The sequence below is a fragment of the Vibrio sp. 3-2(1) genome, assembly GCF_963887575.1.
GTDB lineage: Bacteria > Pseudomonadota > Gammaproteobacteria > Enterobacterales > Vibrionaceae > Vibrio > Vibrio anguillarum.
Window position 1 is genome coordinate 679,846 of the sequence record NZ_CAWPGB010000011.1, and the last position, 13,826, is coordinate 693,671.

Annotated in this window: 14 protein-coding genes; all 14 read right to left on the minus strand. The window is 47.1% G+C overall.

Translation table 11 applies throughout. From position 1 onward, the window contains the following. Position 1 precedes the first annotated feature (1 nt). The 14 genes from fliP to AACQ79_RS05745 all read right to left on the minus strand — a co-directional run bounded on the left by fliP (position 2) and on the right by AACQ79_RS05745 (position 13,813). A complete protein-coding gene (gene fliP, locus AACQ79_RS05680; RefSeq protein WP_038170156.1) occupies positions 2–901 on the minus strand; it encodes a flagellar type III secretion system pore protein FliP in 900 nt (299 codons plus the stop codon). After that, positions 888–1,268 (minus strand): flagellar biosynthetic protein FliO, encoded by a 381-nt coding sequence (gene fliO / locus AACQ79_RS05685; protein ID WP_013856319.1) that lies wholly within the window; start codon positions 1,266–1,268, stop codon positions 888–890. The genes fliP and fliO overlap by 14 nt, the downstream gene beginning before the upstream one ends. 33 nt (positions 1,269–1,301) lie before the next feature. Further along, positions 1,302–1,712, minus strand: a complete 411-nt coding sequence (gene fliN / locus AACQ79_RS05690; protein WP_010318705.1) for a flagellar motor switch protein FliN — start codon at positions 1,710–1,712, stop codon at positions 1,302–1,304. Between the two features lie 17 nt (positions 1,713–1,729). Beyond that, positions 1,730–2,782, minus strand: a complete 1,053-nt coding sequence (gene fliM, locus AACQ79_RS05695; RefSeq protein ID WP_013856317.1) for a flagellar motor switch protein FliM — start codon at positions 2,780–2,782, stop codon at positions 1,730–1,732. Positions 2,783–2,789: 7 nt separating this feature from the next. Continuing rightward, positions 2,790–3,287, minus strand: coding sequence for a flagellar basal body-associated protein FliL (gene fliL / locus AACQ79_RS05700; protein ID WP_013856316.1), 498 nt, complete (start codon positions 3,285–3,287; stop codon positions 2,790–2,792). 33 nt (positions 3,288–3,320) lie between these two features. Continuing rightward, positions 3,321–5,366 (minus strand): flagellar hook-length control protein FliK, encoded by a 2,046-nt coding sequence (locus AACQ79_RS05705; RefSeq protein ID WP_170898733.1) that lies wholly within the window; start codon positions 5,364–5,366, stop codon positions 3,321–3,323. A 172-nt stretch (positions 5,367–5,538) separates the two neighbouring features. Next, on the minus strand, positions 5,539–5,991 hold the full coding sequence (fliJ, locus tag AACQ79_RS05710; protein ID WP_013856313.1) for a flagellar export protein FliJ: 453 nt from the start codon (positions 5,989–5,991) through the stop codon (positions 5,539–5,541). A gap of 3 nt (positions 5,992–5,994) precedes the next feature. Further along, positions 5,995–7,317, minus strand: coding sequence for a flagellar protein export ATPase FliI (gene fliI, locus AACQ79_RS05715; protein ID WP_170898736.1), 1,323 nt, complete (start codon positions 7,315–7,317; stop codon positions 5,995–5,997). Further along, on the minus strand, positions 7,317–8,120 hold the full coding sequence (fliH, locus tag AACQ79_RS05720; protein ID WP_170898738.1) for a flagellar assembly protein FliH: 804 nt from the start codon (positions 8,118–8,120) through the stop codon (positions 7,317–7,319). Before fliH ends, fliI begins: the two co-directional genes overlap by 1 nt. Before the next feature lie 30 nt (positions 8,121–8,150). Beyond that, entirely contained in the window at positions 8,151–9,200 is a 1,050-nt protein-coding gene (gene fliG, locus AACQ79_RS05725; RefSeq protein WP_013856310.1) for a flagellar motor switch protein FliG, read from the minus strand. After that, positions 9,193–10,935 carry a flagellar basal-body MS-ring/collar protein FliF gene (fliF, locus tag AACQ79_RS05730; RefSeq protein WP_013856309.1) on the minus strand — a complete coding sequence of 581 codons (1,743 nt, stop codon included), beginning with the start codon at positions 10,933–10,935 and terminating at the stop codon, positions 9,193–9,195. The genes fliG and fliF overlap by 8 nt, the downstream gene beginning before the upstream one ends. A gap of 14 nt (positions 10,936–10,949) precedes the next feature. Further along, the gene (gene fliE / locus AACQ79_RS05735) at positions 10,950–11,261 is read right to left on the minus strand and encodes a flagellar hook-basal body complex protein FliE (protein WP_026028064.1); all 312 of its coding nucleotides are present in this window, start codon (positions 11,259–11,261) and stop codon (positions 10,950–10,952) included. 84 nt (positions 11,262–11,345) lie between these two features. After that, positions 11,346–12,755, minus strand: a complete 1,410-nt coding sequence (locus AACQ79_RS05740; protein ID WP_026028065.1) for a sigma-54-dependent transcriptional regulator — start codon at positions 12,753–12,755, stop codon at positions 11,346–11,348. After that, complete coding sequence (locus AACQ79_RS05745) at positions 12,755–13,813, minus strand: sensor histidine kinase (protein ID WP_013856306.1); 1,059 nt, start codon at positions 13,811–13,813, stop codon at positions 12,755–12,757. The genes AACQ79_RS05740 and AACQ79_RS05745 overlap by 1 nt, the downstream gene beginning before the upstream one ends. Between the last annotated feature and the right edge of the window lie 13 nt (positions 13,814–13,826).

A 13,826-nucleotide genomic window follows, 5' to 3' on the forward strand; every position in this document is an offset into this window, starting at 1 on the left:
GCTATAAAGCAAAACTGCCAGCTAGCGTTGAGAGGATCAAGTTCCATCCATCCACTAGTACAAACAGCATGAGTTTAAAAGGCAGCGAGACGATCATCGGCGAAAGCATCATCATACCCATCGCCATCAAAACAGACGCCACCACTAAATCAATGATTAAAAAGGGTAAAAATAGCATAAAGCCGATTTGAAACGCCGTTTTTAGCTCCGAGGTGATGAACGCAGGGATCAGCACCGCCATCGAGACCTCTTCAGGATTGGTTGCGTCAGAGCCCGATATCTCAACAAAGGTTTCTAAATCTTTGACTCGCGTCTGTTTCAGCATGAAGGCTTTTAGTGGCTCTTGAGCCGTATCAAACGCTTGACGCGCCGTCATCTGCTCATTGAGATATGGCTGTACAGCTTGCTCATTAATGGCGTTGATGACTGGTGACATAATGAAAAAAGTGAGAAAAATAGCGATGCCGATAATTACTTGGTTTGACGGCGTTTGTTGCAGGCCCATTGCCTGGCGCAAGATCGACATCACAATCACGATACGTGTAAAAGAAGTCATCAAAATGACCATGGCAGGCAAAAAACCCAACATGGTCATCAAGGCTAAAATTTGTAGATTGATCGAGTAATCTTGACTGCCATCTGAATTGGTCGTCATGGTAAATGCTGGAATACCGCCACCACCACTGACGCTACCAGCGGCTATCGTTTTAGAGGCGCCACTGTCTTTATTCATCGCCGTTACTGTCACCGTTTCTGCGCCTACGGCGCTGGAAGGAATTGGTGTGGCTAACTCTTGCTCTGAAAACGCAAACGGGGTAAACAATAATGCCACCAGCAACATAGAAAGATGCCATAGATGAGCAAGGTAACCCAATGAGGCCGTGCGACTATTTCTTGTCATTTTTCTTTAGCAGCTGAGTCAGTTGACCGGCAAACGGACTGACCTCAGCCTCCTCCTGTTTGAGTGGGGCATCTAATTTTGCGATCAATTGGACGGATTGTGACGTGACTCCGACGAGAAATTGTTCTTCTCCCGCTTGCACAATAACGATACGCTCTTTAGTACCCACTGGCAGTTGACGTACAATGCTCAACCCTTTTTGATTACCGAACGTGGGCACTCGCATGCGTTTTAACACCCAAGCCAAAAAGAGAATTAGCGCAATAACGAACAAAAGCGACCCGAAAGTGGTCGCTAAATCTAAGTGATCATTCGGCGCTGCCATCGCTTGGCTTGAACAGAGCAATAAACCGATCAGTTTTTTCATCCAAATACTTCTTTTTCGTAAGCTGACGTTATGCTAACGCAGCTTTTTAATACGCTCAGTCTGGCTGATTACATCGGTTAAACGAATACCGAATTTATCGTTAACCACTACCACTTCTCCATGAGCAATCAAGGTGCCGTTCACCATCACATCCAATGACTCACCCGCGATGCGATCAAGCTCAACCACCGAGCCTTGGTTCAATTGCAGTAAGTTACGAATGCTGATCTTCGAACGTCCCACTTCCATCGAAATGGTCACCGGAATGTCCATAATCGTATCAAGTTTGCGGCGCTCATCTTCGGTGATCGGTGGTGAAGTATCTTTCAATTCATCAAGAGGCGCGGCCAGAATTTCATCTACATCAATACTAGGCGCGGACGGGTCTTCCCCTAATGCGGCTGCCCATTCGTCTGCCAATCTTTGGTCGTCACTTGGTTCCATCTTCGTTACCTACTCTATTATTCTTCGTTATCTTCTTCGTCATCATCTTCAAATTCAGACATGATGTCTTTGCCTAAAAAGGCGAGATCCGTTTTTACTACATCAGGGCGTTTAATTTTTTCAGAGACTTGAACCGCCAGTTTTTCACCAGAGCGGCCCATTTTCACTCGGTAAGTAGGCAGCTCTTCAACAAACATCGTTGCGTTTTTGGGCATTTTAATTGGGATGATATCGCCTACTTGTAGATCCATTAAGTCACGCAATGAAATGTCTTGTTCTAATAAATTGACTCGGAAATTGACGGGTACATCCATGATCTCTTCGCGCAGTGCAGAACTCCAACGTACATCGGTTTCCATTTTATCCGACTGGACACCCGCATCGAGTAACTCACGAATGGGTTCAACCATCGAATAAGGCATGACCACGTGGAAATCGCCGCCGCCGCCATCGACTTCGATATGAAACGAGCTCACTACGATCACTTCCGTTGGACTGACGATGTTAGCCATACTTGGGTTCACTTCTGAATCCAAATATTCAAACTCAACGCCCATCACCGGTGACCAAGCTTCTTTGTAGTCACCGAAAACAATTTTTAACAGTAATTGAATGACACGACGTTCTGTTGGCGTAAATTCGCGCCCTTCAATTCGAGCGTGGAAACGGCCATCGCCACCAAAAAAGTTTTCCACCAAAATGAAGACTAAACGCGCTTCCATCGTGACCAACGCGGTCCCTTTTAACGGACGAAAACGCACCATGTTCAAACTAGTCGGAACATAAAGCGTATTTTGGTATTCACCAAACTTCATCATCTGTACGCCGTTGATCGACACTTCAGCCGTTTTACGCAGCATGTTGAACAAACTAATACGCATGTGACGAGCAAAACGTTCGTTGATAAGCTCCAGCGTAGGCATGCGCCCACGGACGATACGGTCTTGTGAAGAGAAGTCAAAGTTAATCGCCGATTTATCGGCAACATCGTCATCGTCTTCCGCCTCATCAACACTGTCTACACCATGAAGCAGGGCATCAATTTCGTCTTGGCTTAATAAATCAGTCACTTCTCACCTACTGCATTACAAAATCGGTAAACAACACTTTTTCGATCACAGGTTGCCCAACCGCTTTAGTGAGTGCCGCTTTAATGTCATCGGTCGCCTTATCTCTCAGCTCAATTCGTCCGGTAGGGCTACGAAGCTGTTCCACAGTGGCAGACGCAAAAGTGGCCAGTAAAGAGCTTTCCACTAAAGGTGAATGGTAACGTGCAAGGCTTTCGTTTTCTGAACCTCGCACCATCAACTGCACTTTGATTTGCACCAAACGATCTTTCTTATCACCCGTGACGTTAAACACAAACGGCTGTGCAATATTAACGTAAGCCACAGGATCCGTTGGCAAAGCTTGCTGCGCTGCGGGGGCTTGCTCACTCGTGGCTTCACCCTCATCTCCACTCATCAAAAAGAAAGCTGCACCACCACCAAGCAGTAACACTACGGCAGCAATAATGATAATCAGCAGTTTTTTCTTCCCTTTGGGGGCTTCCGCGCCTAACTCTTCATCGGCCATAATGTTCTCTATGTCGTTATTTTTAATATTAGTTTAAGCGTAATAACTGATTCCATCACGCTTTGATGCGACATTCAAATCAAGTTTGACGTCTGTATCAAGGTTTTCTTCGTCTAAATAGCTTCCGTTGCGCGTCAATTGACCAGATTGGGCATCCCCGTCGGCAGTGTAGCGCGCTTGTTGCTGACCAGCGCTCTGTTGTTGGACAGAGGTCTCACCCAACTGCACACCTTGTTGTGCCAACATTTCTCGTAGCCTTGGCATAGATTGTTCAATCACATCACGTGCTTGATGGTTAGCGACCGTAAAATGAACCGTCGTATGATCACCATTCATATTCATACGAATTTGTAAACGCCCCAATTCCGGTGGATCTAAGCGAATATCGACATGTTTAAGGTTTTTCGACATCATCATTTGCAGCCGTTCCGCCATTTGCTCACTGGCCATTTCTCGGTTAAGCAACAAAGGAGGCTGTTGCGCGGCTTGCAAGTTGTCAGCACGGCTCTGCGTCGCGTTCAAACCATGTTGCCCCAAAGCACTCGAAAGCTGCTGCGCTAATGTGCCCTCTTTTGACTCTTGAGCCGACCCTGCATCATTCACACCCGATAACGCTTTCGCGCCTAATCCGGCTTTGAATAGCGCGGGGTTGAGTGGCAATTCTGCATGGGTTGCAGCTGGTATCGCGGCCGCATTCGCTAACTGTTGTATTTGTACATTGGATAACTCATTGCTTGCTGTCACAAGAGGTGACGATGCTAGTGCGGCTTTATCTGCCGCCGCGGCAGCCTGCATGGTTTGAGATTGTTGCTGAGCTAAGGCTTGCTGAACAGAATGGGCTAATGAAACCGGCGTATTTTTACCCTTGAGGACCGTTTCACTTTGTGCCACGTCTAGAGGTAATGCTTGCCCTTCGGCAACAACTGTGTTCGCCCAAGGAATGGCAGCGGCAGTCAATAACGCCTCTGTGGGCAGTCCTTGCTGATCATTTTCCGAATCGGTTTGAGGTGTATTCGTAGATGGAGAGAGTGGCAACTTGCCCTCTGCTAAATTTGTTGTCAATTGTGAATCAAGTGCTTGCGCTTCAACCAAAGGTGATGGCTCTATGGGCATGGTGTTGTCACTTTTTGCCACCGCGTTAACTGCTGCATCGCCAACTTCAGTTGTGGCAAGTAAAGTGGCCTCATCTTCTATCGCTTGCGACAAAGCGCTTGCTTGCACTGACTTTGTATCTTGAGGCGGCTGAATGAATTTTCGGACTGATTCCGGCAGGATGAGTTCACCATTCTCTTCAGTCTCTGCGTTTAAGCTTGATGCCGTAGGTGAACCTTCCGCAGCAATCAAACGCTCTTTGTCCTGCTGAATAGGCAGCACACGCTCTGCATCTTGTTCCGTGATGTGCTGATCAGATAATGGAGCTTGCTCATTCACTGACGTCGGTGCTACTGGTTCAGTAGTGGGTTTAGCGAATGCATCCTGTGCTGGGATTTGCGCAGCCGCTGGCGCTTTTTGCTCCACTTGATCCGAGGAGTCACCTGCGTTGTCGTCGATTTGCACGTCTACCGGATGAGTGTTTTGTGGCAAGGTTTTGCCGTTTTGGTCAGCAAGTGCTTGATTGGCGCTATTTAAACGGCCAAGGATTTCATCGCCATCGCTCATAACCTGTGCTGTTTTCAGCTGAAGAGCGGGGTCATCAACCTCTGCTGAAGGGGGTGATTTTGTTTGCACGGTATCAACATCGGCCTCTTCACTCAATGCCTCACCAAGTTCTTTATCTAACAAGGCATCGCTACTTTGGGCTGCCACGTCATCGGTGAGCACAGCTCCCTCATCCAACGCCTTAAAGTCAGTTTCTGCCGAAGATTCAGTGCTACGACCCATAATGAGGGCGGTCAGTTTTTCAAAAAAACCTTGAGATTCAGAACCTTCACTCACCGCATCAGAGCCTGCTTTACTCACGCTGGCCATTTTAGAGGTGTCGGATGGTGTTGTAATATTTACATTCATATCCATGATGCTCGCACTAAAAACAGAGGATGACGCGGATTCATTATTGGCCAGTAAGCCATGTTTCATCATTTTTTGACGATGGCGCAGTGGATTAACCTAATGAACTCCGTGATTAGTCAGAAGCAAGAAATGAGCCAAGCCTTCAATATCGATAAAAAAGTATGACACCCATCTTATTGGACACGTTGACGACTTGAGGCGTCAGTGACTTAAAACTTATTTTGATTAAAACTTATGTTGCTTAAAACTTGTGTTGATTAGAACGTTGCCGACTAAAGAGCAGTGTAGAAAACTCATCCATCTGCTTCTGCTCTCGTTTATCTTGCAGACGTTGCGCTTCTATCTGTTTTTTTTCAATGAGCCATTCGTAAGAGCGTCGCTGTTTTCTCACTTCCATCCAATGCTCTTGGCAGTTATCTACCTGATTTTTGAAGTGTTGTTCTGCATCTCTTTGTTTGACAAGGGTTTCATCTAACTGGGTAAGAAATCGGTTTAAGTGTCCATATTGGCTCGCCGTCAAACCTGACATGCCGCGCTCCATAAGCTGCTGACAATAATCAAGACGATATTGCTCAATCTGCGCCAACTGCTTGTAATAACTCTCTAGCTCATCACGCGATTTAGATAACGCCATCACGGCTTTTTCTTCTTTGTCTTTGGCTTGATCAAGCAAAAACTCGAGTGCGTTATCCATCGATTACCCCACTTGCAAAACGTGCTTGAGCATATTGACGCACATGTCGTAAGGAACCGAATCCTTCATCCCTTGCTGCAAATATTCATCCAGCCTAGGTTTTAGCGTAAATGCACTGTCAATCGCAGGGTCCGTCCCCGGCTTGTAAGCACCGATAGAGACGAGATCTTGATTTTTCCGGCAGATGGAGAGTATTTGACGCACCGCTTTCGACATCAACAGATGTTCATCGGTGGTGATTTGTGGCATGACACGGCTGACCGATTTCTCTACATCAATCGCAGGGTAATGTCCGGCATCGGCCATTTCACGTGATAAAACAATGTGACCATCAAGAATGGCTCGCGATGCATCAGCGATCGGGTCTTGTAGATCATCCCCTTCGGTGAGCACGGTAAAGAAAGCGGTAATCGATCCTTGGTGAGGAGCTCCATTTCCCGCTCGTTCAACCAAGGCGGGCAGTTTAGCAAACACCGACGGTGGATAGCCTTTTGTAGCTGGCGGCTCACCCACAGATAACGCAATTTCACGTTGCGCTTGGGCAAAACGAGTCAACGAGTCCATTAGTAGCAATACATCTAACCCTTGATCACGAAAGTATTCCGCAATCGCTAACGCGGTTTGACAGCCTTTTAAACGCATCAACGGTGAGGAGTCCGCAGGCGCGGCTACTACAACTGAACGTTGACGTCCATCAACGCCTAAAATCTCTTCTATAAACTCTTTTACTTCGCGGCCACGTTCACCAATCAGCCCCACCACCACCACTTGAGCGGTTGTGCCACGAGTCATCATGCCAAGCGTTACCGATTTACCGACACCAGAACCAGCAAATAAACCAATCCGCTGCCCTTTACCCACCGTCAGTAAACCGTTGATCGCTTTTAGGCCAACGTCCAGAGGTTCTGTTATGGGTTTGCGAGCTAATGGATTGATGGGGTCAGCATTAAACGATGCGCGCTTTTCGGTATAAATCGGCCCCAGCCCATCGAGTGGGTTACCGACACCATCAATTACCCGTCCAAGCAGTTCCATCCCGACTGGTAAGCCAGCGTCCCCTGTCATTGGGGTAACTTTAGCTCCGGGCAGTACGCCTGTTATCTGTTCGCTGGGCATCAGATAGAGGTTATCGCCAGAAAAGCCAACCACTTCCGCTTCCATTTCTCCGGACATGGTTTCTACTTTACATAAGCTGCCAATAGGGGCTTTACAACCAGTAGCCTCAAGGGTTAAACCAACCACACGGACCAGTTTGCCCGATGCCATTGGGCGGCAGGTTAACCCTTCGGTTTTATATTGACTAAGGCGATCGGCAAGAGACAACACTATTGATCACCTTGTTGGTGACGATTGGTGCCACAAAAACTTTTCAACACGCTACGAATACGATCTTCCATTCGATAATTCACACTCGACTCACCAGCTTCAATCTGGACGTCACCGCGATTTAATGCTGGTTCTTTGACCAATGTCCAGTTTCGGAAATCCAGTTCTTTTTCGCCATAAGCAGAATGAATCACGTCAACATCTTCTGGATGGAGTTTTAATGTGATGGCATGACCGGATACAGGCAGGGATTCAACCGACGATTTGACGGTATCTAAGATCACTTGCGGATTGGTTTGTACCTCAACGTGAACGACTTCTTTGACCAAGGTTAAAACCATATCGACCAGCTGTTTTTCGACTTGGGCATTCATCAACTCTAGCGGTTGAGCAAATTGATTGGCAAGACCAACGAAAATATCAACCTGCTGCTGGATGAGAATTTGCCCTTCAGCGACACCCTCGGTTTTGCCTTGCTCAACACCTTCTTGGTGTCCTGCAATCAGACCTTCTTCTTTGCCTTTTTCATAACCTTGTTTGAATCCGGCTTCTTGACCTTGATGCAAACCTTCTTGATAAGCCCCTTGTTTGATCTGGCCAATCTCTTCTTCGCTGAGTTGCAGCGGCTCTTCAACCACTGGCTCATCAAAACTTGGCATCCAACCGGGGTCGTAGTTCATTGCCGTTTCTTTGGCTTTTTTATTGATCTCTGCGCCGTAGTCCGGCAACCCCCACTTTTTGGCTTGTTCAATATTAGCGTCTGCATCTAAACGTAAAAAGCCGCGTTTTCTTTCTCCAGACATAATGCTACCTATTGTTGAGTCAGGGTTAGATTATAAGAATTCGTCTGCGCCGCCAGACAGCATAATTTCGCCACTGTCGGCCATACGACGTGCAATCGCCAGAATCTCTTTTTGCGCCGCTTCGACATCTGATACTTTAATCGGAGGCATGGCTTCCAGATCATCTTTCATCATCTCAGCTGCACGTTTTGACATGTTTTTGAAGATCTTCTCGCGCAATGCGTCATCAGCACCTTTAAGCGCTTTTTGCAGTACATCTTGCGGTACATCACGCAGCAATTTTTGAATGCCTTGGTCGTCCACTTCGACTAAGTTTTCGAACACGAACATCAGATCTTGGATCTGCGTTGCCATGTCTTCATCTTGCTCACGCATCTGATCCATGAGGATGCCTTCGATATTGTTATCGAGGTAGTTCATGATATCAGCCGCAGCTTTCAAGCCACCAATTTTCGCCGCTTGCGCGCCCGCTTGACCGGCAAATTGTTTCTCCATGATTTCATTCAACTCAGCCAATGCCGAAGGTTGTACTTCTTCAAGGTTGGCAATGCGCATCAATAAGTCTAAACGGTCACGTTCAGCAAACTGTGCCAAAATTTCAGCCGATTGATCCGGTTCTAAATACGATAAAACAATGGTTTGGATTTGTGGGTGTTCATTAACAATGATGCTCGCCACTTGTCGTGGGTCCATCCATTTCAATGAATCCAACCCTTTTGAACCCGTGCCAAGCAAAATTTGATCGACCAAGTTATTGGCTTTATCGGCACCTAATGCAGCGATAAGCGCGTTACGCATAAAGTCTTCGCTGCCCATACCGATATTGGTGTATTTCTGAATATCTTCGAGGAAAGCACGATGCACCGCGCCGACTTTCTCTTGGCTAAGCTCTTTCGCTTTCGCCATCGCGCTACCGACTCGTTGTACCTGCTTAGGTTCAAGATGGCGGATGATGCCAGCGGCGTCCTCTTCGTTTAAGCTCAACAACAAAATAGCCGCTTTTTCATCACCAGAAATTGTTGAAATATCAACCGATGATTCTGTCACTTCTGTTCCACTCTTATTTTTATTATCAGGCATTTTGCATCCAATTCTTCACTACTTGAGCCGCAAGTTCAGGCTCATTGGCCACTAGAGCACGCACCGCTTTCAGTACATCCTCATCCTTGTGTAAGTTTGGCAAATCAATACCGGAACCAAACTCAAAGAGATCACCGCCATCAATACCACTGCCAATTAAACTGGTTTCACCATCAGCACCAATCGGTAAACCATCAGGTCCGTACATTGGGTCATCATCATCCGCAGCAGGGTTGAGCAGTTTTTTCAGCGCAGGGCGAACCAGCACCAGCACCACAACCACAATAACCAAGGCACTAGCAAACCAGCGTACCCAATCGTTGAAGTTTGGATGCTCCCAAATAGGGACATCAACCATTGACTCAACTTCAGGCACGGCAAATTGCATGCTCAAGACATTCAACAAATCGCCACGGTTTTCATCAAAGCCAACCGTCCCAATCAATACTTGTCGCACGGCGCTAATTTCACTTTCGCTCAAGGGAGTATAGGTGACTTCGCCAGTCTCTGGGTTAACCGATGGTCGGTTTTTAATCGCCACCGCAACGGTTTGACGATTTACCACACCCGATTGTTTACGTTCATGACTGATGGTGGTATCGAGTTCAAAATTGCGCGTGGCTTCTTTATGGACCGAACCTTGCCCAAGTACCGAGCCATCTTTCATCTGCGCAACGTCTTGTGGGATAGAAGCATCCGCAGGTGGCTGATTACTTAATGCACCTGGAACGCCAGCCACCACATTGCCGTTGTTATAGTCTTCAAGCGTATATTCGCTGCGTGTCGCTGGCGTATTCGGGTCAAAGCGTTTACGCGTTTGTTCAATGGCACTGAAATCCAGTTGGATATCCACTTGGGCGGTGTAATTACCAAAGCCTAGAATTGGGATTAATACCGAATCAATTTTGTCACGCAACGCCTCTTCTTGCTTGCGTTCAAGTTCTTGTTCTTTACGACGAGCAGAAGAGACGGGGTCTTGAGAGCCAGAGCTGAGCAACCGACCATGTTGATCAGTCACGGTAATTCGATTGGGTTTCATCCCTGGCACGGCACTGGCGACCATATCGACAATAGAGTCGACCTCTTCTTGTTTAAGGTTCGCGCCAGTTCGCAAGGTAAGAAATACGGAGGCAGAAGCATCTTGGTTATGACGAACAAATACGCTTTGCTTAGGCAGCGCCAATAACACACGAGCTTTGTTGACGAGCTTCATCTCTTCAATCGCTTTGGCAAGCTGACGTTCACGGCTAAGTTTAAGGCGCTCTTGCTCAAGGCGCTGAGAAACACCAAAGCCCATGTCTTGCATCAAGATTTCATCGCCCGCTTGCTTGTTTTGATTTAACCCTGCACGGACGAGGTTGAGTTTTAAGCTGTTGTATTCACTGGATGGCACTAAGATAGTATTACCATCTAATTTGTAGGTCAGTTTCTGCTGATCAAGATAATCGAGGACAGGAATAAGTTCTTCGGTTTCATAAGCGCCAAGCGGGCGCATTTCAGGTTCTCGAACCCAAAAGAACAACATGACAATCAGTGCCACACAGATGGAAATAGAGAGGACTAACACCACCTGGCGCAACAAGTCCAAGTCGCCCATCGCAAAATCACTTTTGGATGAACTCTTCTCTTCAAGATCTGGGTTTTGCGTGTCCATGTCTAGATCTGAGCTCGCCATTAAAGCGTGGTCAGAACCACTGGTCACGGTAAGATCGGTTGTTTGCTTATCTTCTGCCACGGCGGCTACCTAATTTATACGGGCATATTCATGAGTTCTTTGTAGGCGTCGACAAGTTTATTTCGAACTTGAATCGTCGCTTCAAAGGCTACACTCGACTTGTTACGAGCAATCATCACATCCGATAGTGAGACATTTTCATCTCCCCGATCAAAGCGGGTTTGTAAATTACCTGAGGTCTTTTGCAAACTGTTCACGTTATTAATGGCTTTGGAAAGCATGTCGCCAAAATCAGCACTCACACTTTGTCCAGTTGCCGTAGGACGAGCATTGGTTGCTTCCAACATCATTGTTTGCATTTCGCTGTTTAAACCATCAAGTCTCATTGCTACCTCTAACGCCAAATCTTTGACTGCTGTGCTGCTTCTTTCTGTGATGCAGCAATTTATATGCCATCACCCACTTTGGGGTTAATTCGGGATATCAATTCCTGCATCACGCATTTTTGCTAATTTGTAACGCAGTGTCCTAGGGCTAATTCCGAGCTTATCTGCCATCTCTTTACGGCGGCCTTGGCACTCGACTAAAGTATCCATGATAATGGTGTACTCTTGATCTCTCAGCTCATCACCCAATGCAGCGCCATTGTTATTAAACAACTTGTTCACTTCGGCTTGTGCTACAGGCTTAATCTCTGGTGTGGCAATATCGCTGCGCTCTACAACTTGTTGCAGGCTGCTAGCATCTTGCCAATCAACCCCTTCCAACAAGATATGTTCACTTGCAATGTCTCCTTGCTCGCTCAAAATCAGCGCGCGTTGCACGACGTTATCAAGTTCACGGACGTTGCCCGGCCAAGCGTAACTAAGCAACTTGTTAATGGCTTGCGGCGCGATACGAGGCACAGGTAAACCAAGTTTAGTGCAGTGACGCTCTACAAGGTGGTGAGCCAGCGGTTCAATATCCCCTTTGCGGTCACGTAGCGCTGGCCATGAGATTGGGAAGACGTTGAGGCGATAATATAAATCATCACGGAAATTGCCTTCCTGCACATACTGCTTTAGGTCGCGGTTGCTGGTCGCCAATACGCGGACATCAAGCTTAATGCTTTTACGCCCCCCCAAGCGTTCCACTTCACGCTCTTGGAGTACACGCAGCAGTTTTGCTTGTAGGTTCAGATCCATCTCGCTGATCTCATCGAGTAAAATGGTCCCACCTTGTGCTTGTTCAAATTTGCCCGGACAAGCTTGTACCGCTCCTGTAAATGCCCCTTTTTCATAACCAAATAAGGTGGCTTCGAGCATGTTGTCTGGAATGGCGGCACAGTTGATCGCCACAAATGGCCCATCTTTACGCGGAGATGAGTTATGAATGTAGCGAGACATGACCTCTTTTCCAGAGCCGCTTGGGCCCAAAATCATGACGTTAGCATCGGTTTTTGCCACTTTGTCGGCAAGTGACAATAAGCGCAGGCTTTTCTCATCTGCAACAACCGCATCACCATTATCATCCGATTTCACTGGCGCGTAACGGCTAACCATGTTGAGTAGCACTTCGGGGGCAAAGGGTTTTGCCATGTAATCAATGGCGCCCTCTTTCATCGCCGAGACCGCATCTTCAATATTGGCGTACGCCGTCATCAGCAACACGGGTAAATTGGGCCAATGCTGTTTGATGTTGCGCAGCAGTGCAAGGCCACCCATGCCAGCCATTTGAACGTCAGAGACAACAATATCAACAGGATGTGCTTTGAGTTTAATCAGTGCATCTTCGGCGCAATCAGCTTCCAGCCATTCATAACCGGCCAGCGCCAAAGTATCGACTAACGCTTCGCGTAGACCTTCATCATCTTCAACGATTAAGACTTTGCTTTGAGCCATCATCCTTCTCCAGTCTCTGTTGGTGAAGAAGGGGCATGACGCTCGAGTGGAATGCACATAGTAAAGCAAGCACCCTCCCCTTCTTCTGAAATTAATTCCAATCGCCCATCATGGGCGCGGCAGACCATTTGTACCACCGCTAACCCTAACCCCGTTCCTTGTGAGCGAGTGGTAAAAAACGGTTCCATAATTTTACTTTGCAGCGCAGCAGGGACTCCCGGGCCACTGTCTTGTACCGAGATTTTCAGCTCACCATTTACCGGGCGAAAAAAGACATCAATTTGTGACGCCTTACCCGCAATTTGTATTGCGTTCATCACTAAGTTACTCAGTGCAGAGGCAATGGCATTTGCATTGCCTAACACCACTGTCCCTTCTTGTTCCACTTCCTGATGATAATCAATTGCGCTATTTTTTAATGCCGTTTCCACCATGGGAACAAATTCGCTGACCAAGTCTGTCACTGTAAACGGCTGAATGACTTTATTGTCACCACCTTTGGCAAACAACAACATATCATTGACTTGTTTTTCAAGATCATGAAGCCTATCCATCAGCTTAGACTGAAAACGCTCTCTTGTAGCGTTTGGCAAGTTAGGCGCACCTAAATTTGAGGCATAGAGCATAGCGCTGGATAACGGTGTGCGAACTTGGTGTGCCAAAGACGCCACCATTCGACCGAGTGAGGATAAGCGCTGTAAATCACTGATGCGTGATTGAAGTAACCGAGTTTCGGTTAAATCGGTGATTAATATCAATTGGCCTGTTGCTGATGCTGAAATGGCTAATCTCACTTTACGACCATTGCGCAGCGAGATTTCATGCCCATCATCTTCTCTCGGCGCAAAAGCACTTTGAATGACGGAATACCATTTTTCACCCGCCAATGGGACTTGCAATAACCGCTGAGCTTCAGGGTTAGCTTCTCTGACTACGCCTTGAGTATCGAGCAAAATGACGCCAGCAGGCATCACATCAAGAACCTGTTTATAGCGCTCAACTTGATCCTCTACAGAATCTAAGTGAGATTGATTAATGGGTGTGTCAGGAGACTGCATGTCGAAATTCTAC